Source organism: Pseudanabaena sp. FACHB-2040 (assembly GCF_014696715.1).
Classification (GTDB): domain Bacteria; phylum Cyanobacteriota; class Cyanobacteriia; order Phormidesmidales; family Phormidesmidaceae; genus JACVSF01.
This window is the reverse complement of sequence record NZ_JACJQO010000005.1, coordinates 1,184,168-1,208,489: the sequence shown is the minus strand read 5'-3', so window position 1 is coordinate 1,208,489 and position 24,322 is coordinate 1,184,168. Positions and strand designations below refer to the sequence as shown.

Sequence of the window (24,322 nt, the reverse complement as noted above, 5' to 3'; positions counted from 1 at the left end):
TAAGATGAAGTTGCGCTGCGATCGCTTCAAGGGCCGCTCTTGAGTCTCGCACAGCCGCTGTTAAAAACTTCCTTCTCCGAAATCACTGTGGCTAGGGTTAAACTCGACAACATTACCCGCCGTTTTGGCGGCAGCACCGCCATCCACAACATCACCTTTGAGGTGCCCGATGGCGCTTTTTGGGTGTTGGTTGGCCCCTCTGGCTGCGGCAAGTCCACCATTTTGCGGACGATTGCGGGGCTAGAACCTGTTACCGAGGGCAACCTCTACATTGGCGATGCCCTGGTTAACCAAGTGGCCGCTCGCGATCGCGATGTGGCGATGGTGTTTCAAAACTATGCTCTCTACCCCCACATGAGCGTGGCCCAAAATCTGGCCTTTGGGCTGCGGATGCGGCAGTCTCCTGTGGCAGAGCGTCAGGCCCGGATTGAAGCTGTAGCCCGCTCGCTGGATATTGCCCACCTGTTGGATCGAAAACCCCGGCAGCTTTCGGGGGGGCAGCAGCAGCGGGTGGCATTGGGGCGTGCGATCGCACGACAGCCTCGCGTCTTTTTGCTGGATGAACCCCTCTCAAACCTGGATGCTCAGCTGCGCGATGATACGCGAGCCGAACTCAAGCAGCTCCATCAGCAGTTTGGCATTACGACTCTTTACGTTACTCATGATCAGGTTGAAGCCATGACTTTAGCCGACAAAATTGTAGTGCTGCATCAGGGCCAGATTCAGCAGATCGGTACGCCTCAAGAGGTCTATGCTCAGCCCGCCAACCGCATGGTTGCCACCTTTATCGGCAACCCTCCTATGAACATCCTAGAAGCCACTTGGAACGACGGTATTTTCCGGGTAGATACCCAAAAGTTTGCCTGTCCCGGAGAGCTTGTCGATGCCCTACCTGCCACCAAAGGCCAGCTAGTAAACCTGGGCATTCGGCCTGAACACATCCATATCACCTCGCCCGAAGCAGCCCACCTGCATATCCGGGTCGCTGTAGTTGAGCCGCTGGGCCGAGAAACGTTGGTACGCGGCATTTTACCCGACAGCGCTCGCACCATTCCTCAGGTGCTTCACCTCCAAACTGCCCCTGATGTTGTGCTCCAGCCGGGCGACACCTTGCCCATTCGCCTAGATCTAGAGCGGCTCTTTCTCTTTGAAGCGACAACAGGCCAACGCCACTAGCAAATGCGGCAATGCTGCCTTGCCATGACAGGCTAGACGAGGCAAGTGCAGGCTCTTTGCTGCTGCCTACAGCCTCAAATCATCTTCATGATCTGGCTCAAGACTTCCATAGGGACTTTCACCAAAAACGTCTCAATGAGTTGACCAATTTGCCTGGCTTCGTCGCCGCTGGCCTGGTTGTGCAGTTCAAGCAGCTTGACGTAGTTGGGCAGAGTGTACTCGGCATCGTTGCTAACCAGCAGCATTGCCTCTTGTAGCAGTTTCATGATTTGAGCTCCCGCACGCTTTGCTAAGCCTCATTCATCCCAGCCCTCTTTGGGCGAGGTTAGGCTAGTGTTCTGCATCATCGGAAAAGGGGTTGAGTTAGAAAAAGCCTCGTAGGTTAGATTCCCTAACCTCTAAAGCCTCTGTCTTTCGGCTGTAGCCCTTGTCCGTTTATTTGCAATGACAAAGAATTAGACGGCTCACTCTCGATGAGGTGCCCGTCTGCGCTGCGGCCAAGCGTTGCTATAAAGGAACTATGAAAAAACCTCGAGCTGTTGGCCCGAGGTGCAGTTTCCTTATCAAACTTTTGTTGATTAAGTCTTTTATTCTCTTCTCTAACTCAGGTGTTGACCTCTACCTTTTGGTATGTATTTTTTCTTAAGCGGGAGAATCCGTAGCTGCTGTCCCCGCTTTGCCTACTAATCTCAAGTGATAAACTACAGGGATTCTACTGATAGGATTTACCGCAAAGAGCGTATGCAGACCCAGCAAGTCATTGAGACCTACAGCCAAGGGGCCGCAGAGTACGAAGCGATTATGGCGCGCTACTGGCACGTTGAGCGCGGCCCGTTCATTGCAACTCTGGAGCTGAGTGTAGGACAAACGGTATTGGATGCTGCCGTAGGGACAGGGCTTAACCTTCCGGCTTACCCTGCTGGGGTGCAGGTAACGGGAGTTGATTTGTCTGAGGGCATGCTTGAAGAAGCGCGTAAGAAGCAGGTCTCTGCTGACATCACCTTAAAAATATCAGACCTGGAAAATTTAGATTTGCCTGATAACAGCTTTGATGCGGCAGCCTCGGGGTTTACCCTCTGCGTTGTTGACAATCCGGTTCGAGCCCTGCAAGAGATTTTGCGAGTCACCAAGCCGGGGGCGCTGATTGCGGTTCTTGACTACTGCAAATCGCGCGACCCTGAAGTTCAGAAGTGGCAGGAGCTGATTTTTGATACCGCATCGCAAACTGGTTTCCCAACGGGCAAAGTTAAGTGGAATGCTCTGATGGATTATGACGAGCTACTTTACAGCAGCAACCTGCCAATCGAAGTGCTTCAAGACGCTCGAATTGAGAGCCCCAATCCATTTTCCTGTGGCTGTCAGCTGCTGCTAAAAAATTCAAAAGGTTAGGCAATCGGCTCTGGATTTGTCAGTAAACATCTGCCATCAAGATTCTGCCGTTAGGAGCGGGTGGTAGATAGGGCTAAACATTCATACTGCAACGAGATACCCCACGCACCTGATCTATGAAGACAGCAATCTGTATTCCTCAATTGCCTGATCCAGTAGTTCAGCAGGCAGAGTTTGCGCGGCAGCTCTCGACTGCGCTCTCTCAGGTGGGGGCAGCCTATATTCCGGTGGCGCAGGGGATTTGCGATCGCAACCTCTTGCATACCCTACAGTCTTTCTTCCATCTCAGTGAGCTGCAAAAGCGAAGCCTGGCTCAGCAGCTAACCTCTCCTTGGCAGGGCATATTTATTGCACTAGGCCAGGAACAGCTAGCGGACGACCAGCAAGATCATAAAGAAGTGCTCGATCTCAATCTCGAAAGCGGCACCTATGCTCGCTGGATCAATCGGTGGAAGGCGCGGCGACTGGCTGAGGGCTTCTCCCCCACTTCTGACTCTCGGTTGGCTGAGGGTGAGATGTTGAGCCAGGTAGCACAGTCGCTCTACCAAACCTTTGGCGCTTTTCAGGAGCAGGCCAATCACATACTGGCCGCGTTGGAGACAGTCTACGGTCAGCCTGCCGGTACTTTGGTGAATCAGCACGGCAAAAACAGCACTTTGCGGCTGTTGCACTATCCTCCCGCGCCCCACTTTACCGTGGGCTCGATTCGGCTGGGGGCACACCAAGACTACTCGGGCATCACGCTGCTGTGGCAAGACTCAACCGGGGGGTTAGAGATTTTGACCCCTGGGCGTGAGTGGGTTGCCGTTGACGTTCCTCTTGGCTGTATTGGGGTGATTGCGGGTGAAGTGATGCAGCGGTGGAGCGGCAATACGCTGCATTCGGCTCCTCACCGGGTGCGGGTTACCAATCGCCAACAGCTGGCCAAAACTCGGTACTCAGTTGCATTCTTCTGTGAGACAAACCATGACTGTGTGGTGTATCCGGGGTCGCTGCTAGGTCAAGCTCATTCAGAGGCTCAGCCTATTGCAGTTGGGGCCTTCTTAAACCAGAAGTACGACCAGATTTTTGCCAACTCGACCTTCTGATGTCGCTGATATTGCGCTGTTGTGCGATCGCAGCGAAGCAATCCCTATATGGATGTCTCCTTTGATAGGGGTTAACGCTTCAAATTGGGCTGTAGACTGCCTCTATTGCCGCTGGGCGTGGCTCTAGATAGGCAGATCGATATGCATTTTCAGAAACTCCGTAAACCGGATGGACGGGCACTAACCCTCTATAGCCGTTTCCCCATTGAGCCCGACATCGAGGCTCCTAGCCCTAGCAATGAGCCGGTGCAGGCAAATCCTCATCTGCGCTGGCATCCGCTACGGGGGGAGTGGGTGGCCTATGCCAGCCATCGCCAGGGTCGCACCTTTATGCCGCCGCCGGAGTACAATCCGCTGGCCCCGACTACCAATCCGGCGGTGCCGACTGAGTTGCCTCAGGGTCGCTACGATGTGGCGGTGTTTGACAACCGCTTTCCCTCGCTGCAGCCTCAGGCCGCCAATCCACCAGATCTGATTGTGGATACGCTGCCTGCTAATGGGGCTTGTGAGGTGGTGGTCTTTACCCAAGATCCGCAGACTTCGCTCAGCGCTCTGCCGCTAGATCACCTGGATCTGCTAATTGAGGTGTGGGGCGATCGCACTCGCGCCCTCGGTGAGATTCCTCAAATTCAGTACGTTCTGCCCTTTGAGAATAAGGGAGTAGAGGTGGGCGTGACGCTGCACCATCCCCACGGACAGATCTACGCTTATCCCTTCGTACCGCCTGTGCCTGCTCGGATGCTGGAGCAGCAGCAGACCTACTACGGTGAGCACCAGCGCAGCCTACTGCAGGACTTGATCCACCAGGAGATTGCCGATGACCAGCGGATCTTGTATCGGGATGAGAGTGCGATCGCATTTGTCCCCATCTGCGCCCGCTACCCCTACGAAGTTTGGGTTGCGCCCATTCAGCCTGTGGCCACGCTGGCAGATCTGACCGATGAGCAGCGCCACAGCCTAGCTAGGGCTTTAAAGACCGTCACGCTTAAATACGATGGACTGTGGAACCGCTCTTTCCCCTACCTGATGGCTTGGTATCAGGCCCCCATCGACGGTCAGCCCCATCCTGAATTTCACCTGCATGCCGAGTTTTACCCACCTTACCGCACCCCCGACAAGCTCAAGTACCTGGCGGGAACAGAGCTAGCGGCAGGCATGTTTGCCAATGACGCCCTGCCCGAGGAGAAAGCCCAGGAATTGCAGGCCGTTGCCATCACAATAGAAGAGCCCGTCCGTCTATGAGCGCCGCAGAAGTTACCCACAAGTTGAAGTTAGTTCGAACCGTGTTAGCCAATACCGGAGCGACAGGTGTGCGCCTGCGGGGAACAGACTGGTTTGCCTGGGCCACGGCTGGCGGCTCAAACACAGTGCTGCTAGCAGCAGAAACAGGCGTGGCTGAGGTGCTGATAACCCTGGACGGGGCCTGGATCTTGACCGATGAAATTGAGGCCCAGCGGCTTCAGGATGAGGAGGTGCCCACTGGCTTTGAGTGGGCAGTGAACCCTTGGGCAATGGCAGATCAACGTGAGGCGTTTGTAGGATCGGTCACCCACGGCAAGGTTTTGAGCGATCTGCCGACTGAGGCAGAAGCTGCCCTGCCCCCTGAACTGATGCAGGCCAAGCGCACCCTGCTATTCTCCGAGATCGAGCGCTACCGCCAAGTGGGGCGATTGGCCAGTGAGGCGATGACCCAAACGCTATCTAAAGCTAAACCTGACTGGACCGAGTACCAGCTAGCCGCAGCGGGCGCTGCCGCCCTATGGGTTCGGGGGCTGCATCCCACTCTGACTCTGGTGGCAGGGGAACGGCGGCTGCCGCTCTACCGCCATGCAACGGCTAAGGCAGAACCTCTAGGGCAGATAGCCATGCTGGTTTTTTGCGCTCGTGGCTTTGGCCTATATGCCAACCTGACCCGCTTTGTCTCTTTTAGCCCGCTCTCTCCTGAGCACGAGCAGCTGCACCAGCAGGTCCGCGAAATCGAGGCCATTGCCTTAAATGCTTGCCAGGCTGGAACCCCGTTGAATCAGGTCTATTTCACGCTAAAGCAGGCTTATGAGCAGCAGGGCTATGCCAATGCGATCGCAGAGCACCACCAAGGCGGCACCACCGGCTATCTCTCGCGTGAAGTAGTCGCCAACCCCACCACCGACGATCTTCTTTCTGCCCCCATTGCCATGGCTTGGAACCCCAGCTTGCGAGGGGCCAAGATTGAAGACACGTTCTTGCTGCACGACGACGGCAGCCTGGAAAATTTAACCTTTGATCCCAACTGGCCTCACGTTGAAGTACAGGGGCGCAAGCGTCCTGTGCCGTGGGTCCGGTAAAACGACTTGAAAACCCCTCAAATGACAACGTTTCAACAAATCTTCAACACAGAACCCCAGGTTCAGGCCAGTGCTCCCGGACGAGTCAACCTGCTGGGCGAACACACCGACTACAACGATGGCTTTGTGCTGCCAACGGCCATTCCTCAGCAAACAACGGTTTACCTGGGGCTTAGCCCCGACGAACAGCACCATATCTATTCTCAGGAGCTAGACAAGCAGATCAGCCTGCTTCCCACCGACGACGCCCCAGAAGACTTTGCCAGCTATATTGTGGGCTGCATTCGTGTTTTGGAGCAGCAGGGCACTGCTGTGCCACCATTGAATATCTACGTCACTTCGGCAGTGCCAATGGGGTCTGGCCTATCGAGCAGTGCCGCGCTAGAAGTGGCTGTGCTGCGAGGGTTGCGATCGCTCCTCAGCCTCGATCTCGACGACGTGCGAATTGCCCAGCTAGGTCAGCAGGCCGAGCGGCAGTATGCGGGCGTGCAGTGCGGCATCATGGATCAAATGGCCTCTAGTTTGGCCGATGCCGAGCACCTGCTGTTTCTCGATACACGCACCCTGGAACGGGCGCTGCTGCCCCTGCCCGAAGGCGCAGAAATCGTGGTGATGGACAGCGGCATCCCCCGCACCCTGGCAGGCAGCGGCTACAACCAGCGGCGAGCTGAGTGCGAAGAAGCCGCCCAGGAACTTGGGGTAAAAGCGCTGCGGGATGTAACTGACTTAGATGCGATCGCACCTCTAGCCGAACCGCTGCAGCAACGAGCCCGCCACGTGATCACTGAAAATGGCCGAGTGCTGCAGGCTAAGCAGGGCGTGTCTGCTCAGAAGTTTGGAGAGCTGATGAATGCCTCTCACGCCAGCCTGCGCGATGACTATGAGGTTTCTGTGGAAGGGCTCGATCAGCTAGTAGACATTCTCCAGGCTAGTCCGGGCGTGTTTGGTGCACGCCTCACCGGAGCCGGGTTTGGCGGAGCTTGCGTAGCGCTAGTGAAGGCTGGGGAGGGAGTTGCGATCGCAAAGTCTGCCTTGGAGCGCTATCGGCAGACTGGGCATCAGGGGAGTGTTTTGGTTCCCTAGTGGATGGGATAGTGAGAAGGCGGGATGGTGGGTGCGTAATAGGCTGCTACCCCACCACCCCACTATCCCACCTATGCGCCGTAATAAAACCGCTCGTGAACGACCTTGCCGTCTTGCCAGCGCTGCACCGATACCTGGTGGTATTTGCGATCGCCCCAATCGGCATGGGTGTAGTCGTAGAACCATTCAGAGATGATGACGTTGTCACCAAAGGCTACGCTCTTGAGTTCTGCGCCCCGGAACTCGGTCACCTTGCCGAAAAACTCTTCTTCTCGCTGGCGGTTTTCGGTTTTGCCTACGGTGGCTGGAGCTTCATTTTCCTGCATGACTACGGTGTCGGCGTAGTACTTTTCAAAGGCTTCTAGGGCTTTGCCTTGAAAGAAAAGCTGCTTGATATCTTCAAAAGCGGCTCTCAGATCAGTTGCGGTTTGCAGTTCGGTACTCATGGTGATTCTCCAAAAGAAACAGGGTTTAAGGACTCTTTGTATAGTTGCATTTGAAGTAATTTCATTTGCAACTAAACTCAAAATAACACCCAGTAGTTGAAAGTGCAACTACTTTTTCGGCATACTGGTACTATGAGCACTCAACTCCCGCTAGACAGCCTGAGAAGTTCACTCTGGCGACTATTTCTAACAGCCCACACCCGCCTGCTAGAGCGGATGGAGCAAAAGCTGGCCCAGGCCGATCTACCGTCTATGGAGTGGTACGACGTACTGTATACGCTCAAAGAAGCGCCCGACCATCGCCTGCGGTTGAGCGATCTGGCCGACAAAGTGCTGCTGAGCCGCAGCAACCTTACTCGTCTCGTTGATCGACTAGAGCGGGCAGGACTGCTGTGTCGGCAATCCTGCCCAAACGACCGCCGAGGCACCTTTGCGGTGCTGACTGAGGCTGGGCTAGCCATGCAGGAGCAGATGTGGGCGGTTTACAGCGAAGCCATCGCCGCCCACTTTGCAACTCATATCAGTGATGAAGAGGCCCAACTGCTTCAACCCCTGCTCAAGCGGTTAATAGCCGCCGCCGAAACAGAGATGTAACCCTCAGTTCCGTAGGATGGGCAAAGCAAAGCGTGCCCATCCCAGCATGACCCTACAGCGGCTTTACCGATGGGTAGCGTTGAAGGTAGCGGAGCACGTCGCCAGGGTCGGGCCGTACCAGCAGACCGCCTTCGGGAATGTCAACGACGTGGCTCCACTCAAACTGCTCAGCATAGCCGAGGTGATGGAGACTTGCGATGGCCCTTGGGGGCCGGTCTTTGACCATCGCACCCCGCGTATCCCCATCAGACCCCACCAAATACAGGCGCAGCCGCCTACGCCGGGGCTGCACCAGGGGAATTTGGGACGCAGCAGGCTGGGTCGCCTCCTGCCAGGTAAACGCCTGGGGAGCCGACAGGAAATATTGAATTTGCAGCATGATCAGGGGATTCCTCTTGAGTTTGTGGGTAGGAATCCCCGAATCCTGGTTTTTCCAAAGACGTTTGCGAGTAGCAGGGCCGCTAAAATAAGCGAAGCCCGCACGACAGGCTGTTTCTGTCTCGGGTCAGCTGCCGGTTTGTGTTGCTGCACTTGCCGGTAGCGTCAGTTCCAGTTTTCGGGGAAAGACAAGCCGCTTTGCAGCAGCTATGAGGATCGACATTAGTTCATCCGATCCTCGAAGACAAGTAACATTTAACACATAAGGCTAAAGTTTTAACCGTCGAAGATTCTCAGGCTGACTGCTCATATCCCTGACTCCAACGGCCCTTATGATTGCCTCACCTCAGCCTCCCCTTACCCCCGATGAATATCTTCAGCTAGAGGCCCAAAGCGCCATCAAGCATGAGTACATCGACGGCCGAGTCTATGCGATGGCCGGAGCCAGCGATGCTCACGTTACCATTGCAGGCAATCTCTTTGCCCTCTTGCGGAGCCATGTTCGGGGCACTGGCTGTCGAGCCTACATCTCGGATATGAAAGCCCGTATCGAAGCCCGCAACCGCTTTTACTACCCTGATGTAATGGTCACCTGCGACCCCCGTGATCAGGAAACCTCGGACTACAAGCGCTTCCCGAAACTAATTGTCGAAGTGCTCTCTGACTCTACAGAAGCCTTTGACCGGGGCGATAAGTTCGCCGATTACCAACTCCTAGAAAGCCTGCAAGAATATGTTTTGATCAACACTCGCCACCAGCGAGTCGAGTGCTTTCGCCGCAGCGAAGCGGGCCTTTGGGTGCTGCAGTACTACACTATTGAGACAAACAGTTTTCGCCTCAATAGTGTTGACTTCTTAGATACTCTTACTGCCTTATACGAAGACGTCACCCTAGAAGAAACCTCTTTCGAATAGGCAAGAGTTAGGGTGAAAAATCCCCTTGAAATAGCTGTAGGTCGGGTTGAGGCTCGGCAAAACCTGACAAGCTCAGGGGCTCGTTGGGTTATCTCCCAAGGAGAGGCTACGCCAGCGCCAGCTCAACACCAACCTACAAAAAAGGACTAGCTACACCACTGCAGGATCTAACAGACGCGCTCGTTGAGGTAGCAGCCGATGGCTCGATCGAGTTCGGGTAGCAAAATTCCCCGCTCGCTGGTGAGGGCGCTGTAGGTCGGCCGAGGAGCCAGCCAGTCCAATTCACTAGAGGGACGGGCCACAACCTGAGAGGCGTCAAGCCCGGCTAGAACAGCGACTTCTTGAGCTAGGGCAGCCCAAGAAATAGCCCCAGCATTGGCTAGGTGCCACAGGCCGCACTCGCCATCGATCAGCAGATCCAGGGCGGTGTTGACCAGATCTGGCACGTAGGTAGGCGAGACGATCGCATCTTCAGCGGCGATAAAAGGGTTGCCAGAGGCTAGCGATCGCAGCATCACTGCCAAGAAGTTGTACTCATCCCAGGGGCCGAAGAAGGCACTGGTGCGGATCACTAACGAGCAGGGGTTCTTGTCTAAAACCCAACGTTCGGCAACGGCTTTGCTGTGGCCGTAGACGTTGAGCGGAGCGACGGCGCTGCTCTCAACATAAGGCTCAGATTCGTTCCCATCAAAGACTAAATCCGAGGAGAAGGTGACGTAGGAGGCTTCCTGTTCCATGCAGGCTTCGGCCAAAATGGCGGCTCCCTCTGCATTGATCCGCCGACACAACTCCGGCTCTCGCTCAGCATCATCGACTCGCACATAGCCTGCCGCATTCACCACTGCCCAGGGGCGCAGCTCCTTCAAAACGTCTTTGACGGACGCAGGGCTGGTAATATCCATCTCCTGTCGGCTCAGTAGCCGATAGGGAATGCCCCGCACTTCACATAGTCGAGCAAAAGCCTGTCCGAGGGTGCCGGTAGCTCCAGCGATCAGCAAGGGTGAAGGGGTAGATGGGTGGGTGGGTGGATGGGTGGAACTTGCAGGGGCGGTGTCTGTGACTTGTCTATAGGTGGGGGCGAAAGCGCTTGCGTCTGGTGTCGTATCTTCAACCAGAGACAGTAGACCTTCCCCTGTTCCTACAGAGCGTACTGGGGGATAAAATAGCCGCTCGTCTCGCTTCCACCAGCCGGGAACTTCTAGCAGGGGATGATCGTAATTTTGACCGTGGGCTAATTGACGCAGCATCTGTGCGATCGCAGTGGGGCGAGGCTCGGGTGATCTGAGATCAAAAACTCCCGGCTCGTAAAAGTTAGCGACCCGCGTCAGCAGGCTGTTCCAGTCGAAAGCACCGAGCAGTGACCAAGCAGTGATGGCCCGCAAGTCTACACCTTCGGCCCGGAGCTGATGGGCCGCCTCCCACACCTCCTTAATCCAGCGCAGCTGTTCTTCGCGAGTGCAGCCTAGGTGGACCTCGGTGACGGCAACAGGCAGCTGGTAACGCTCCCATACCGCCTTGAGCAGCGTATAGGGTGAGGGGATGCCGTCGGCACAGACGCGCACCGCTTCGACATCAGCGTAACGGTGTTTGCCGTTGCCGCCATGAAACTGAGCCGGGTAGCGTTCCAGCCGCTCGTCTAGCAGGCGATCGCTCGTCAGATAACGGTTGATGCCCACAATATCTGGCGGGCAAGGGTTTTCTTCAAACCACTGCAGTTCAGCCTCCTCAACTCCTCCGCTACAGAGATAGCTCCAGAGCGGGTGGTTGCGGTTAACCCGACCACACAGCAGATCCAGGCTGAGCCAGCGGCGCTCATTTTCCAGATCAGCCTGGTAGGCCAGCAGAGGCGTGCTGAAAATGTGGCCCAAGTCTTCGGTCTGCACCAGCTTAGCCTGGGGGTTGACCCGGCGGATGGCCTGCATGGCCAGTACAGTGGCGCGGCACTCGTTCAGCAGGGTGCGGAAAAAGGTGCGATCGTCTGTGCCGTGGGGATACCAGTGACCATATAGGCCGCTAAAGCGGGCCGTGGTTAGAGGCTCGTTGACGGGGGTGTAGTGGCTCACCCAGGGGTAGCGGGTAGCAACTGCCTCGGCATATTCGGCCAGCTTCTCGGCAAAGAGCGGGTCAACCATGCTGGTGTAGCGAGGGCCGCTGCCGTGGTGCAGCAGGCCCACAATGGGGCAGATTTTGAGCTGGCGCAGCCGCTCTAGTCGCTGGTCAGCCCAAGACCAATCGGCCTGCTCTACACCATTGGGGGCTGTGCGCTCCCACAGCACCGGGTAGCGGATAGCGCGAATGCCCAGCGAAGCAAATAAATCGAGATCTTCAATGCGATTGTCATGACCGTTGCGCTGCAGCTGGTCACTGTAATTATCGCCAACACGATTTACTGTGCATTCTATTCCCGCCCACACCTCTAGCGGGGTCATCGGCTCTGCACTCATGGGAGTCTCCTGTGCGATCGCAATTCTTGAGAAAATGTTGATTTGAAATATTTCAAGCCAGCCCTAAGTAAGGGCACGGCAAGGAAGGCAGGCGATGCCCACCGTCAACTCAGCAGTGCTCAAAGGTGCGTGTTGCGGTCGGTTGGATGGACAGCTCCCACCCTCAACTCAGTGTGCTCAAATAGGGGGTCGGGTGGGCACTGCCTACCCGACCATTGTCTTCTACTAGTTCAGAGAAGGGGTTTTGCCGTTGCCGCTTGGCTGACTCGCAGTCGATAGAGCAACCGCTTTTTGTGGCTGCTCAGGAACCTGAGACTCAGTAGGATGCCAGCTCTGGCGTTCGCTCAGCTTAGCAAAGAGCGCCAAAGCCTGAGCCACCACCTGATCCATGTTGTAGTACTTATAGGTAGCTAGCCGTCCCACAAAGTGAACATTGGGGGTCGAATCGGCTAGCTCCTTGTACTTCTTGTAGAGTTCCGCGTTCTCGGGACGAGGCACTGGGTAGTAGGGATCGCCCTCAGCTTTGGGATACTCGTAAACAATGCTGGTTTTAGGATGCTCCTGCCCGGTCAGATATTTAAACTCCGTCACCCGCGTATACAGGTGCTCGTTCGGGTAGTTGATCACCGCTGCAGGCTGATGCACCGTTTCGTTCAACGTCTCGTGCTTGAACTGCAGGGAGCGGTAGGGCAGTTTGCCAAAGCGCAGGTCAAAAAACTCATCCACTGGCCCGGTGTAAATCATCTCCTTGTAAGGAATGACCTGCTGAATTTCACGGTAGTCCGTATTCAGCATGACCTTGATATTGGGATGGTTTAGCATGCCTTCAAACATGCGGGTAAAACCGTGCAGCGGCATTGCCTGGTAAGTATCGGTGAAGTAGCGATCGTCGCGGTTGGTGCGGGTCGGCACCCGAGCTGTCACCGATCGATCTAGCTCAGAGGGATCCATGTCCCACTGTTTACGGGTGTAGTTGCGGAAGAACTTTTCGTACAGTTCTCGCCCAACCTTACTCACCACTACATCTTCTGAGGTGCGAATAGAATCCTTAGGCTCAGCTACGGAGGCAAAAAACTCTTCTACCTGAAAGGCAGTTAGATTTAAGCTATAGAGCTTGTTAATTGTGTCTAAGTTGATAGGAATTGGCACTAGTTGACCATCCACGCTGGCCAAGACCCGGTGCTCGTAGCGCCTCCACTCCGTGAAGTTAGAGAGGTATTCAAATACGTCACGGGAGTTGGTGTGAAAAATGTGTGGCCCGTAGCGGTGCACCAAAACGCCGGCATCATTGTAGTGATCGTAGGCATTGCCACCAATGTGGCTACGGCGATCGCAAACTAGTACCTTCTTTCCGTCCTGACTGGCGAGTCGTTCTGCTAGAACGCTGCCAGCAAAGCCTGCACCGACAATTAAATAATCGAACATGGTAATGCTAAAGATGACGACAAAAACGGCCTAGCCAACGTTAGATTTGGTTAGGTTCGCAACGGGAGCCGCATAGCCCTTGCGAGAAGCTTTGGAAGAGTTTGAGGACTGCGAGGCATTTGCAGCAACACTCTGCCTGGAGTTGGGCACTGCTTGCAGAGCCATATCCTGAGCAATGGCAGCTTCAATCAGCCCATTCATTTGAGCCCAGGTCTTATCCCAGGAGGTATTGGCTAAGAAGGTATCAACTTGCTGTAGCCAGCTCGAATCTTGCCGGGCTTGATCCAGCGCCTGCTCAGCCGCGGCCACAAATTCTTCTACGGTGTCGGCAATATGCACCAAGTTTTGCTGACCGTAAGGACGCACTACGTCTCGAATCGAGGTAGAGACAACGGGTTTTCCGGCAGCTAGGTATTCTGGAGTCTTGGTGGGGCTGATAAAGCGGGTTGATTCATTGCGGGCAAAGGGCAAAATAGCCACATCCCAACCGGCTAGATAATGGGGCAGCTCCTGATAGGTCTTGCCGCCCAAGTAGTGAATGTTGGCATGGCGCGGCAGTTGCTCCGGGTCAATCTTGGCCGTAGGCCCCACAATGACGAGGTGCCAGTCGGGCCGCGCCTGGGCGATGCCGTCGATCAGCTCTAGATCCATGCGCTCATCGATCACCCCATAGAAGCCTAGCCGAGGATGAGGAATTGCAGCCTGGTCAGCGGGATCGTCGAGCTGCATTCTGGCTTGGGCAAAATGGGCTACTTCAATACTGCTGGGAAAGGCGTGGATGTTGTCATGCTGATGCTGCTTGGCTTCATACAGACTCTGCCCACCTGTGAAAACAACATTTGCCCGGTTAAGCAGCGCTTTCTCCAGTGCTCGCAATGCGGGCGGGGCACCTTGAAAAGCCGAGAGTTCATCCATACAGTCGTACACCGTTGCACAGGGCTGCAGGTGGTCACTGAAGGTCAGCGCCATTGGAGTGTAGTACCACAGGATGGGGTTGGCGATGCCGCAGCAATCAAATAGTTCGTTGATCAAGCTGCGCTGCATAGCTGCCGCCAACTCTTCGTTGACAAACTCAGGAATGTGCGGCACAACAACCCACACACCACAGTCTCGTTGGCTAACGTCGATCCACCAAGAATCAGTGAACTCAATTACGGGTTCTTCAAAAAAGAAGGTTCTTCTGGCCTGGGCACATCGCCCGAGTAAATGCTGAGGTCGTTGGTAGACAAAATCCCACCGCAGGTGAGACAGACAGACTAGATCTGGCCCGCCTGAAGCGGCAGATTCCAGGTTTTTTCTGTCCTGCTCAGAGCACCGCAGCCTGTTAGAGCTGGCCTGAGCAGCTCCAGCAGTATCTGGATGTATCGACAAATCAATGCGATTAGCATTGTTTGGAGTTTGGTATGAGGACATTTTCTACCTCAATTAGGTGTAAGAATTAATGGTTGAAGAGTGACCAAAAAATAACTAACAGAAAGCTAACAGAAATAGACAGGACATTTGAATCAAAAAGCAGCTTTCTGGAATAGAAGAGAAACTGACAGGTAAAGGCGTCAAAAAGCTAATGTTTTTTGATTGCAAATGAAAGTTAACAGTTCTTAGCGCCGCAAAGCATCTACCTTGAGAACTAATTCCCTAGGTAAACTCAAGAAGTTTAGGGATAGATTGATTTGGTTTTTGGGCAGGAAAAAAGTAATTCAGTTGCTGGAATGGCCAGCTAGTTTGAATGTTCGAACTTGAGGAGTTAACATAGACTATTTCCTTGGATATAGATGCCATAACATTCATTGGGGCTTAGGATGAAGCCTGGCATTGACTGCAAGGAGTGTGTTTTTTCTAAGATATTTCTGAAGTCGTCCTGATAAAAATTGAATTTCCAGTTAGATTATTGAGTAAAAATATAGCCAAAGAAATTTTATGATGTCACAACCCAAATCGAAAATTCTGGTAACTGGAGGAGCTGGATATATTGGTTCTCACGCTGTACTCGCGCTGCAACAGGCTGGGTATGACCCGGTTGTTTTAGACGATCTGTCCTACGGCCACCGAGAACTGGTTGAGCAGGGGTTAAAGGCTGAACTGATCGTGGGCAATATTTGCGATCGCACCCTACTTGACAATATTTTCTCCAGCTACACCATCGATGCGGTGATGCACTTCGCGGCCTTTATCGCGGTCGGCGAATCGGTTAGCGAACCCGCTAAGTACTACCGCAACAACGTCGCTGGTACCCTGACCCTATTAGAGGCAATGGTAGCCGCCTCGATCAAGCGGTTTGTCTTCTCCTCAACCTGTGCCCTCTACGGCACGCCCGAATTTGTCCCCATCACCGAGGACCACCCTCAGGCCCCCATCAGCCCCTATGCCACCAGCAAACAGATGGTGGAAAAAATGCTGGCTGACTTCGACCCTGCCTACGGCCTAAAGTCTGTGCGATTCCGCTACTTTAATGCTGCCGGGGCCGATCCTGAAGGCCGCTTAGGTGAAGACCACAGCCCCGAAACCCACCTGATTCCCCTGGTGCTGATGGCAGCTCTAGGCAAGCGTCCCGACATCACCATCTTCGGCACCGACTACCCCACCGAAGATGGCACCTGCATTCGCGACTACATTCACGTCAGCGACCTGGCCCAAGCCCACGTTCTTGGTCTCAAGTACCTGCAGCAGGGCGGCGAGAGCGAAGTCTTTAACCTGGGTAACGGCAGCGGCTTCTCAGTGCGTCAAGTAATTCAGGCAGCGCAGCAGGTCACCGGGCGAGACATTCCAATCGTTGAAAGCGATCGCCGCCCTGGCGATCCCCCCACTCTGGTCGGCAGCAGCGAAAAAGCCCGCACCGTTTTAGGTTGGCAGCCCCAATACGATGACCTGACTCAAATCATCCGCGACGCCTGGCAGTGGCACCAGCAACGGCACGGCTAGATAAAGTCACTTAGTAGTTAGGTAGGGTGTGTTGTCGCCTCGGCGCAACGCACCTTCTTTAACTGAGCATCCAACTGCAAATTAACTCGGTACAGAAGGATAGCGGATCGATACAATTGTCGAGTCCGCTTCGGCTAACCATGTATGCCCCACACCCGGAAGCCAGAGCGCATAATCGCCTGGTTCTGCCAGCACCACTTCCTGTTGGGGAAACTGCAGTCGAAACCGCCCGCTAATCAAAATTGAAAGCGTCGTTGCCTGGGGATTGACGCCCCATTCTGATCTACCTTCCCCGGCTGCATGAACTCCCCACTTGACCTCTACCTCAGAAGTGGAGCAGGGGCCGCTCTCCGATGGCATAAAATGACCGACAAACCAGCCCTTTCGCAGGTTGCCTTCCCGCTGAGCATTGCCAATGACGATCTCTGGCTGCATTATTCTCCGACAATGACGATCTCTGGCTGCATTATTCTCCGACAAATTGAATTACGCTGCGTATTAACGAGCTTTCACTAGATCGAGCGACATATCGTTCGATAGTGGGCGTTGATCAACGAAATTTACTGAATATTTCGCCACCGGCTACATTCCTCCACCCGCCCAATTAATTCACTGATTTACCTGCTCTCGAATCGTCCCAAAGACGTAATAATGGAAGATAGAACGATTAATTTCGCTGTTTTCAAGAGGTTGAATCGAAGCAGCTGAGTATAATTGCGCAGTCTGAGTCGAGCCTGTCCCATCCGGCCCCAACTCTCCTAAGTATTAATAGAGAGAGCTTGCTACGCCCCTAGCGGCTAGGCGGAGTGCTTTAAAGCGCAGTATCAAGACGTCTTAATCTAAGTGTCTTCAGCGCAGGCATAAACCATAAAATGCCTGGTTTCGGCTTTATTAAAACTTGATTTCATGGAAATGGCAGCGGCTTGCCCTAGGGCTTAGAAGGTTGCTGTTGAAAACTGATTTCGGTTTCCTAGCCAGATTCATACTTTAAAGTTCAGCCAAAGTTCAGCGAGCTCATGTTTTGGGGCTAGCCCTCAGGGGCACCCTCCTTTAGTGGATACGGTTCAGGCGATGAAATTACTTGGTAGACCTCTCGAGAACGACCCTCTCTCTGAATCCAGCACGATTGCCCGGTTTCGCCAGCTCGAAACGGGCTACCCCCGGCCCCAGTTTCAACGAGCCAATTGGCTTAATCTGAATGGTCCTTGGCGGTTTGCCTATGATGATGCAGGGCAGTGGTTACAGCCTGCAGATGTCGATACCTGGACCCACACGATTGAAGTGCCCTTTGCCCCCGAGTCGCAGCGCAGCGGCATCGGCGATCAGGGGTTTCATCCCAACTGCTGGTACGAGCGGGATTTTGATCTAGATCAGCCCCCGCTAGCGATCCAGCCTGAAAGAGTTTTGCTGCACTTTGGCGCGGTCGATTACTGCGCTCGGGTGTGGGTCAATGACCAGTTTGTGGGAGAGCACCAGGGGGGGCACACGCCCTTTAAGCTAGACATTACCTCGGTTTTGTCTGCTGAGGGGCCGCAAAAGGTTACCGTGTGGGCTCAAGATGACCCTCACGATCTAGCTAAGCCTCGGGGCAAACAAGACTGGCAGCTAGAGGCCCACAGTATTTGGTACCCTCGCACCACTGGCATTTGGCAAACCGTTTGGGTGGAGCGGGTAGCTGAGACCTATCTAGAGAAAATCTGCTGGGCTCCTCACTTTGAGCGCTGGGAGATTGGCTTTGAAGCCTTTGTCGCAGGCGGGCAGAACCAAGATCTACAGATTAAGGTACGGCTGATGGTGGGCGACCGGCTGCTCGCCAACGACCTCTATGAGGTGGTCAACAATGAGATTCATCGCCGCATTGCGCTCTCCGACCCCGGTATTGACGACTACCGCAACGCGCTGCTCTGGAGCCCCGAAAAGCCGACTCTGATTGATGCTCAGGTGCAGCTTTGGCGCAACGGCCAGCTGCTAGATGAGGTGAAGTCTTACACCGCCATGCGAACCGTCGGCGTGCAGCGCGATCGCTTCATGCTCAACGGCCATCCCTACTATCTGCGGCTGGTGCTGGATCAGGGCTATTGGGCCGACACTATGCTGACGCCACCCTCTGACGAGGCGCTGTGCCAGGATGTAGAGCTAATTAAGCGAATGGGCTTTAATGGGGTGCGCAAACACCAAAAAATTGAAGACCCACGCTTCCTCTATTGGGCCGACGTTATGGGCCTGCTGGTTTGGGAGGAAATGCCCAGCGCCTACCGCTTTACCCCCAAAGCTGTAGAGCGGATTACCCGGGAATGGACAGAGGCGATTGAGCGTGACTCTAGCCATCCCTGCATTGTGGCTTGGGTGCCGTTTAACGAGTCTTGGGGTGTGCCAAACTTGACCGAAACGCCCGCCCATCGCTACTACGTCCAGGCGCTTTATTACCTGACCAAAACCCTCGATCCTACCCGTCCGGTGATTGGCAATGATGGTTGGGAAAGCACCACGACCGATATCTTGGCAATTCACGACTACGACAACAACCCACTCAGCTTGGCCAAGCGCTATGGCCCAGAAGTGAAGCTGGCTGACCTGTTTCAGACCCAGCGTCCGGGGGGGCGGGTCTTAACTCTAGACGGCTATTCCCACCAAGGGCAGCCGATTATGCTGACTGAGTTTGGCGGCATTGCCTTTACCCGCCCAGACGATGAGGCAGCCAGTAACACCTGGGGCTATGCTCGCTCTGGCGATGCCTCTGATTTTCAGCATCGCTATGGGTGCCTGCTGGCAGCGGTTAACCGGGTCGAGATATTTAGTGGCTTCTGCTATACCCAGTTGACCGACACCTACCAGGAGGCCAACGGCCTGCTCTATATCGACCGCACGCCGAAGATACCGCTGGATGCGATCGCATCTGCCACCCACGGCCGAGCTATTCCAACCGAATCAACGGCACCGCAGACCGGTCTACCTCCGTGGGTTGATCCAGGGTTTCCCCGCCCGGTAGAGCAGTGTGGGGGCTGCTGATCGCGAAATGACCCGTTAGTTACGAGCAGGCCGAGGTTTAGCAAACTAGCTAGACCTCGGCCTGCTTTTTATGGGTTCTCTCTTGGTCTGATCACGGGGACAGTGGGTGCAGGCCCTTACCAGGCCAGGGACGTTCCGCCTATTAATTCAGTACGCCAGAATGTCCGGCAATGTCAGTGGCGGGTTCGCATTGTCCGCCCAGGTGTTTTTGCAGGAAGGCCTCTGCGATCGCATAGAAATGCAGCTGATTGGCCGGTCGGGCGAACCCGTGGCCCTCGTCGGTGTAGAGCACGTACTCAACCGGCTTGCCCGCCTCGCGCATGGCTGATACGATCTGGTCGCTTTCTGCCTGTTTTACCCTGGGGTCGTTAGCTCCTTGGGCAATCAGCAGCGGCTTTTGGATCTGGTCGATCTTGAACAGGGGCGATCTGGACTTAAGGAAGTCTTCTTCGGTTTCGATATTGCCGATGCGGTGATACATCTGCGCCCGCATTGCTTCCCAGTAAGGCGGAATGCTGTTGAGCAGGGTGAGGATGTTGCTGGGGCCGACGATATCCACGCCTGCAGCGAACACCTCCGGTGTAAAGGTCAGCCCGACCAGCGCGGCATATCCCCCATAAGAGCCGCCCATGATGGCAATTTTGGCCGGGTCAGCAATGCCCTGCTCTACTAGCCAGTTGACCCCATCAATCAGGTCATCGTGCATTTTGGCGGCCCATTCCCGGTTGCCCGCATTGAGAAAGGCTTTGCCGTAGCCGGTGGAGCCGCGAAAGTTGATCTGTAGCACGGCATAGCCCCGGTTAGCTAGCCACTGTACCAGTGGGCTAAAGCCCCAGCGGTCGCGAGCCCAAGGGCCGCCATGCACTAGCAATACCGTAGGCAGCGGAGTTGTACTCTCTACAGGCTTCGTGAGGTAGCCGTGCAGAGTGAGGCCGTCTCGCGAGGTGTACTGAATGGGCTGCATCGGGGCTAGAGGCAAATCTTCTAGAGCAGGCTTGTTGCTGAACAGGAGGGTGCTGGTGCGGCTGGCTCTGTCGTAGGTGTAGTAGTAAACGGGGCCATCGTCGGTGGCGTAAGACACTAGCCAGCGGTCGTCGGCCAGGGTACGGCTAACAATGCCAAACTCTCCGGTGCGGATAGCTGCGATCGCATCAAAGTCTTCTGCAATCTCCGGATCTAGCACTTGCCATTCCAGCCGCTCCCGGTAAAAGGCCACTGCCTGCAGCGTGTGCTGAGTCGGGTGAGTCACCACGCCGCCCACGTCGTACTGGGCATCTTCAGCAATTACCGTTTCTTCTCGGCTAACGAGATCTAGCGCCAGCAGCCGCTCGGCATTGGCATCGTGACTAGCTGTGAGGTAGAGCGTGCGGCCATCGACCGAAAAGCCTACGCTACTGCCCGCCTCCTCTGGCCCCCATTCGCGTAGGGTCTGCCAGTCTTGGTCTACGGTTTCTCGGTAGAGCAGGGCAGAACCCGCCTCGGGGGTGGCTGCGATCGCAGCTCTGACCTTAAACTCAGCGTCAACTGTCCAGCCCAAGACACTTCCCGGGTTCTCGGTGTCGATCTCCACTGCCCCAGTCGTCAGGTTGACCCGATGCACGTCAAAAACCTGAGGATTTCTTAGGTTTAATCCCACCAAGAACTGATCGGGAAAGGCTGGATCTAGCTCAATCGGCTGGGCTTTGACCCCCTGAAACGGCGTTAGATCCCGCACCGCCTGGGACTGAATGTCCACTGAGTAGCAGTGGAAGTTTTCGTCGCCATCGGCATCCTGTAAGTAGATCAGGTGCCTGCCGTCGTAGGCCCAAAAGTAAGCTCGAATACCTCGCTTGCGGTCTGCTGTCAGGGGTCGGTCATCTTCCTGACCCACCGTTCGCAGCCACACCTGCAGCACGTTTTGTTCGTTGGGGGCAATGTAGGCTAAGTAGGCTCCATCAGGTGAGAGTTGGGGTTGAGTGCGCTCCGGATTGCCAAAGAGCACTTCTCGGGGAATTAGAGGCGGCTGTTGGGCCGTTGCTGGATTCAGCGTTGCAGTTTCCATTCTGTTTGCCTTGAAGAGAAGGACTCGCCCCCCTCGGGGGACAAAGGGGGCGGTAGTGAGTCCATTCTAAGAAACTGATTTTTGCGATCGCGCCAACGGCCCTTAAACGAACCAATTAGATCTGCTGTGCGGCCAGATAGGGCTATGCCTCGTTAAGGGAATTTTCCTCCAACGGGATTTCATCCTCCCAAAAGTTCTCTAACTGCTGCCACTGCTTAATCGATTCTGGCTGGAGGTATGGGATAAATTCATCGGTATCCTTAGCCGTTGTTCGAATTCCTTCTAGCACGACGTTGGTGATTGCCGCCTGCACTTCATCGTCCCCGTCTAGGTAAAACCTTTCTAGCACCTCAAAGACTCGCGGCAGCTCTTCTGTTTGACCTGCTTCATGCAGTTCGACGATGTGCTGCATAAACTCATCTAGATCGCCATAGAGAAATCCTTCTCCAAAAAACGCCCGCTGCTCCGTCCAGCGCTCTGAGAAGGAGAGACAGACCTCCAGCAAGAGGGGCAATACATCTTCGGATGTAATCATCGCATTACCTGCAAAGCGTAGAGAGTTTGCTCAGCGGTAGCCACCCTACTGGGCTCTATAAAACTCCGCTGAACATCAGCAACACTTTAAACGCAGCGCGGTTTGGCGAGATGGGAGATCACACCCCTACTCCCTCCTGAGACAATTTCTGCCATAGACAAAAAATCGGTATGGAGATCAGGCTGTCTTGAAGAAGCGGATAATCTCACGAACGTGCTCAAGGACCTGACCATCGGTGCTGAGCTGTGCGATCGCATTTCTAGCTTCTCGCGAGAGACGCTCATGTTCGGCTTGGTTGGTGGCCTTAAGCGTAGAGAGTTCAGCCATTGTGGTAGTCAAGTCGGCGCGTAGAGCCTCCCACTGGCGCTGCTGGGTCGCTGCCCAAGAAGCCGGATTTTCCGAATCGAGCCGAGTTTGCAGCAGTTCAAGCGCTGTTTCAGTTTGGGTGATGCGATCGCGCAACTCCACCACGTCTTCACGTGGGTACTGAAACTGTCTGCGAATCTGAGCAATGCGAGCCGCGAAGTATTGATACGTGCGAACGGCAGGGCGTAGCAGCGTCAGCAGTAGAGCCGCGGCAGATCCCCAATAACCGATTTGGCTGACATTTGCGATCGCTAGACCATACAGCCCCAGTGCCGACACCAAGTGCAGCAGCACCGCTGCCCACAGCGATCGCCTCGCCACCAACCGCACATAAGCTATCTGCTGGCTATCTACAGCGATGCCTCTTTCTGCCGATAGGGCCGCTTCACCTACCGCTTCTTTGGCCTCAAAGTGGATGTTCCAAGGCACGGTCGTAATTGTTAGCAGCCAGCCAAAAGTCGCCCCCGCCACTACCCAATCCGCAAAGCTGCCCACCGGAATTTGCCACCACTGCAATATCCCAAAAATCAGCAGCATAAACAGGACCAATCCCAAGCCGAGATAGCCAACTCGCATCACAGTATCTCCTCTAAATCAGGTACGCTACGGCGCTGATGGCTCGATTGTGGACAGCCTTGATGAGGAAAAACTGATTGATGTGACAGTTTTAGAGAAAGCGCCGGAACAGACAGGAGGGAGAAACGCGGCGAGGGGGAAACGTGCGAGGGGAGAGGATGAGGGAGATAGAAAGGCTTTGGGAGAGAAGCTGTAGGTTAGCGTCAAGCACAGTGCGTGCATTCCGCTCTCTGTCTTCTTCAATTCTCGCCAGTCTTCTTCTTGCGGTTCCTTGCTCTCCGCTGGCGAGCTACAATCATCGCCTTGTCTACCGGAAAACCCGCCACTGGAATTATCTGGAAGCGGCGTTCCTCTTCTAGATTCTTAAGTTCGGTGTAGTCAAGCCAGTGGATGCAGTCTACTGGGCAGGTGTCGATCGCTTCTTGAATCACCTCTTCAGGGTCGCCGTCCTGGTTGTAGACGCGAGAGCGACCGTGCTCTTGCTCCATGTAGAAGGTGTTGCGGGCAATGTGGGCGCAGTGTTTACAGCCGATGCAGGTAATCTCATCCACGTAGACGCCCTTCTGGCGTAATACCCCGCCTAGTTCAGGCTCAAAGCCGGTGCGATCTTCCTGTTCCCGCAAGAAGCCGCCCAACTCAGGCTCTAACCCGGTTGGCTGATCGCCTAGGTCTTCAGAACTAAAGGCTTCTGGGGCAAATGATTGGGGGTCAAACGGTGCGTCCATCGCTGGGAGATATCCTATCGATTAACAAAGGCTCATTAGAAGCTCACTAATGAGCCGATCAGGCCGCTTACAAAACAGGGGGCCTGCGCCCCCTGTCTCGACAGCCAAATTGAAGTTGGGAGCTTTAGCCGTTCCAGCGCTGAACTACCAGGCGGATGGAGCCGTCTTGATTGACCTGCTGCTCGGCTACCTGGAAACCTTGCCGGGTAGACTCATTGAGCACAGTGTGGAAGGCGTAGCGCTGAGTTATCTGGTTGAGAAACCCGTCTACGGTCAGCGGCTGCTTCCAGTACTGCAGGTCAGCAACTAATTCATAGTCTTGGGTGTCGCTGTTGCGGCGGAAGCCAATGTCGTAACCGTTTTCCTGCTCGATGACAACGTCAGCTACCTGAGTTTGTCCCTGATAACCACGTACCTCTACTGGGCCAGACTTCCAGTCAGTGCCCAGATCGGTTAGAGCGGCTTGCAGAGACTCGATGTTACGAATTTTGGTCTTAATCTGGCTAAAGTGTGACATGTTAACCGGGGTGAACTAGATAAAGGAGGACTAAAACCCAATTACCACTCGCTGTAAGAAACCTGAGCCTGGGTCTGCTCGGAAACCGCTTGAGTTACAGGTTGAGTGTAATAGTCAGACGTCATCTGCTGAGAAACTACATGACCGAGCTGCTCTTCGATAGCAGCAGTAACCTCCATGCAGGAAGCTCCAACAATGCCCGTCACCATTTCCTTAACCCGTCCGTCAGGATAAATGATGAACTCAAGTGTTTCCATACAGCTTCTGAACCTCTTACTGCTACTACATTAAGTTCTGTAAACTGCACTAGCCTCTATCGATTGACTTATGAATCGAACTGTGTAGGCCTGAAACTTTTCTTAATCCTACTGAG

At 54.7% G+C, this 24,322-nt stretch carries 24 protein-coding genes; 11 read left to right on the top strand and 13 right to left on the bottom strand.

Translation table 11 applies throughout. The features are described from left to right. Positions 1-87: 87 nt before the first annotated feature. Complete coding sequence (gene ugpC, locus H6G13_RS09035; protein WP_190482786.1) at positions 88-1,176, top strand: sn-glycerol-3-phosphate ABC transporter ATP-binding protein UgpC; 1,089 nt, start codon at positions 88-90, stop codon at positions 1,174-1,176. 74 nt (positions 1,177-1,250) lie between these two features. On the opposite strand, the gene H6G13_RS09030 is transcribed toward ugpC, so the two are convergent. After that, positions 1,251-1,442 (bottom strand): hypothetical protein, encoded by a 192-nt coding sequence (locus H6G13_RS09030; RefSeq protein ID WP_190482785.1) that lies wholly within the window; start codon positions 1,440-1,442, stop codon positions 1,251-1,253. Positions 1,443-1,917: 475 nt separating this feature from the next. On the opposite strand from H6G13_RS09030, the gene H6G13_RS09025 reads away from it, so the two are divergent. The 5 genes from H6G13_RS09025 (at position 1,918) to galK (ending at position 7,060) form a co-directional block, all read left to right on the top strand. Beyond that, entirely contained in the window at positions 1,918-2,565 is a 648-nt protein-coding gene (locus H6G13_RS09025; protein ID WP_190482784.1) for a class I SAM-dependent methyltransferase, read from the top strand. 116 nt (positions 2,566-2,681) lie between these two features. Beyond that, the gene (locus H6G13_RS09020) at positions 2,682-3,653 is read left to right on the top strand and encodes an isopenicillin N synthase family oxygenase (RefSeq protein WP_190482783.1); all 972 of its coding nucleotides are present in this window, start codon (positions 2,682-2,684) and stop codon (positions 3,651-3,653) included. Between the two features lie 141 nt (positions 3,654-3,794). Continuing rightward, entirely contained in the window at positions 3,795-4,895 is a 1,101-nt protein-coding gene (gene galT / locus H6G13_RS09015; RefSeq protein ID WP_190482782.1) for a galactose-1-phosphate uridylyltransferase, read from the top strand. Next, positions 4,892-5,977: a M24 family metallopeptidase gene (locus H6G13_RS09010; protein ID WP_190482781.1), complete on the top strand. Its 1,086-nt coding sequence runs from the start codon at positions 4,892-4,894 to the stop codon at positions 5,975-5,977. The genes galT and H6G13_RS09010 overlap by 4 nt, the downstream gene beginning before the upstream one ends. Positions 5,978-5,998: 21 nt before the next feature. Then, positions 5,999-7,060, top strand: a complete 1,062-nt coding sequence (gene galK, locus H6G13_RS09005; protein WP_190482780.1) for a galactokinase — start codon at positions 5,999-6,001, stop codon at positions 7,058-7,060. Positions 7,061-7,131: 71 nt separating this feature from the next. On the opposite strand, the gene H6G13_RS09000 is transcribed toward galK, so the two are convergent. Further along, the gene (locus H6G13_RS09000; protein WP_242028198.1) at positions 7,132-7,506 is read right to left on the bottom strand and encodes a nuclear transport factor 2 family protein; all 375 of its coding nucleotides are present in this window, start codon (positions 7,504-7,506) and stop codon (positions 7,132-7,134) included. Between the two features lie 132 nt (positions 7,507-7,638). On the opposite strand from H6G13_RS09000, the gene H6G13_RS08995 reads away from it, so the two are divergent. Further along, positions 7,639-8,100: a MarR family transcriptional regulator gene (locus H6G13_RS08995; protein ID WP_190482779.1), complete on the top strand. Its 462-nt coding sequence runs from the start codon at positions 7,639-7,641 to the stop codon at positions 8,098-8,100. A gap of 52 nt (positions 8,101-8,152) precedes the next feature. Here H6G13_RS08995 and H6G13_RS08990 read toward each other — a convergent pair whose 3' ends face one another. After that, positions 8,153-8,479 carry a hypothetical protein gene (locus H6G13_RS08990; RefSeq protein WP_190482778.1) on the bottom strand — a complete coding sequence of 109 codons (327 nt, stop codon included), beginning with the start codon at positions 8,477-8,479 and terminating at the stop codon, positions 8,153-8,155. Positions 8,480-8,810: 331 nt separating this feature from the next. On the opposite strand from H6G13_RS08990, the gene H6G13_RS08985 reads away from it, so the two are divergent. Next, positions 8,811-9,392, top strand: a complete 582-nt coding sequence (locus H6G13_RS08985; RefSeq protein ID WP_190482777.1) for a Uma2 family endonuclease — start codon at positions 8,811-8,813, stop codon at positions 9,390-9,392. A gap of 167 nt (positions 9,393-9,559) precedes the next feature. Here H6G13_RS08985 and H6G13_RS08980 read toward each other — a convergent pair whose 3' ends face one another. Further along, positions 9,560-11,836, bottom strand: coding sequence for a family 1 glycosylhydrolase (locus H6G13_RS08980; RefSeq protein WP_190482776.1), 2,277 nt, complete (start codon positions 11,834-11,836; stop codon positions 9,560-9,562). A 94-nt stretch (positions 11,837-11,930) separates the two neighbouring features. Here H6G13_RS08980 and H6G13_RS29095 point away from each other — a divergent pair, with 94 nt between their 5' ends. Continuing rightward, on the top strand, positions 11,931-12,065 hold the full coding sequence (locus H6G13_RS29095; protein WP_277882487.1) for a hypothetical protein: 135 nt from the start codon (positions 11,931-11,933) through the stop codon (positions 12,063-12,065). On the opposite strand, the gene glf is transcribed toward H6G13_RS29095, so the two are convergent. After that, entirely contained in the window at positions 12,062-13,261 is a 1,200-nt protein-coding gene (glf, locus tag H6G13_RS08975; RefSeq protein WP_190482775.1) for a UDP-galactopyranose mutase, read from the bottom strand. The genes H6G13_RS29095 and glf overlap by 4 nt on opposite strands. Positions 13,262-13,291: 30 nt before the next feature. Continuing rightward, positions 13,292-14,674: a glycosyltransferase family 1 protein gene (locus tag H6G13_RS08970; protein ID WP_190482774.1), complete on the bottom strand. Its 1,383-nt coding sequence runs from the start codon at positions 14,672-14,674 to the stop codon at positions 13,292-13,294. Between the two features lie 507 nt (positions 14,675-15,181). On the opposite strand from H6G13_RS08970, the gene galE reads away from it, so the two are divergent. Continuing rightward, positions 15,182-16,180 (top strand): UDP-glucose 4-epimerase GalE, encoded by a 999-nt coding sequence (gene galE, locus H6G13_RS08965; protein WP_190482957.1) that lies wholly within the window; start codon positions 15,182-15,184, stop codon positions 16,178-16,180. An 81-nt stretch (positions 16,181-16,261) separates the two neighbouring features. Here the strand turns inward: galE and H6G13_RS08960 are convergent, their stop codons facing one another. Beyond that, on the bottom strand, positions 16,262-16,615 hold the full coding sequence (locus H6G13_RS08960; RefSeq protein WP_190482773.1) for a signal peptidase I: 354 nt from the start codon (positions 16,613-16,615) through the stop codon (positions 16,262-16,264). 636 nt (positions 16,616-17,251) lie between these two features. On the opposite strand from H6G13_RS08960, the gene H6G13_RS08955 reads away from it, so the two are divergent. Then, positions 17,252-19,189 carry a sugar-binding domain-containing protein gene (locus H6G13_RS08955; protein WP_190482772.1) on the top strand — a complete coding sequence of 646 codons (1,938 nt, stop codon included), beginning with the start codon at positions 17,252-17,254 and terminating at the stop codon, positions 19,187-19,189. A gap of 142 nt (positions 19,190-19,331) precedes the next feature. Here H6G13_RS08955 and H6G13_RS08950 read toward each other — a convergent pair whose 3' ends face one another. From H6G13_RS08950 to H6G13_RS08925, 6 genes are all read right to left on the bottom strand, one after another. Further along, positions 19,332-21,230, bottom strand: a complete 1,899-nt coding sequence (locus H6G13_RS08950; protein ID WP_190482771.1) for a S9 family peptidase — start codon at positions 21,228-21,230, stop codon at positions 19,332-19,334. A gap of 142 nt (positions 21,231-21,372) precedes the next feature. Beyond that, the gene (locus H6G13_RS08945; protein ID WP_190482770.1) at positions 21,373-21,765 is read right to left on the bottom strand and encodes a hypothetical protein; all 393 of its coding nucleotides are present in this window, start codon (positions 21,763-21,765) and stop codon (positions 21,373-21,375) included. A gap of 177 nt (positions 21,766-21,942) precedes the next feature. Continuing rightward, positions 21,943-22,707 carry a hypothetical protein gene (locus tag H6G13_RS08940; RefSeq protein ID WP_190482769.1) on the bottom strand — a complete coding sequence of 255 codons (765 nt, stop codon included), beginning with the start codon at positions 22,705-22,707 and terminating at the stop codon, positions 21,943-21,945. 239 nt (positions 22,708-22,946) lie between these two features. Beyond that, positions 22,947-23,432 carry a ferredoxin gene (locus H6G13_RS08935; RefSeq protein WP_190482768.1) on the bottom strand — a complete coding sequence of 162 codons (486 nt, stop codon included), beginning with the start codon at positions 23,430-23,432 and terminating at the stop codon, positions 22,947-22,949. A 124-nt stretch (positions 23,433-23,556) separates the two neighbouring features. Continuing rightward, a complete protein-coding gene (locus H6G13_RS08930; RefSeq protein WP_190482767.1) occupies positions 23,557-23,949 on the bottom strand; it encodes a DUF1257 domain-containing protein in 393 nt (130 codons plus the stop codon). 41 nt (positions 23,950-23,990) lie between these two features. Continuing rightward, entirely contained in the window at positions 23,991-24,206 is a 216-nt protein-coding gene (locus tag H6G13_RS08925) for a DUF2997 domain-containing protein (protein WP_190482766.1), read from the bottom strand. Positions 24,207-24,322: the final 116 nt, after the last annotated feature.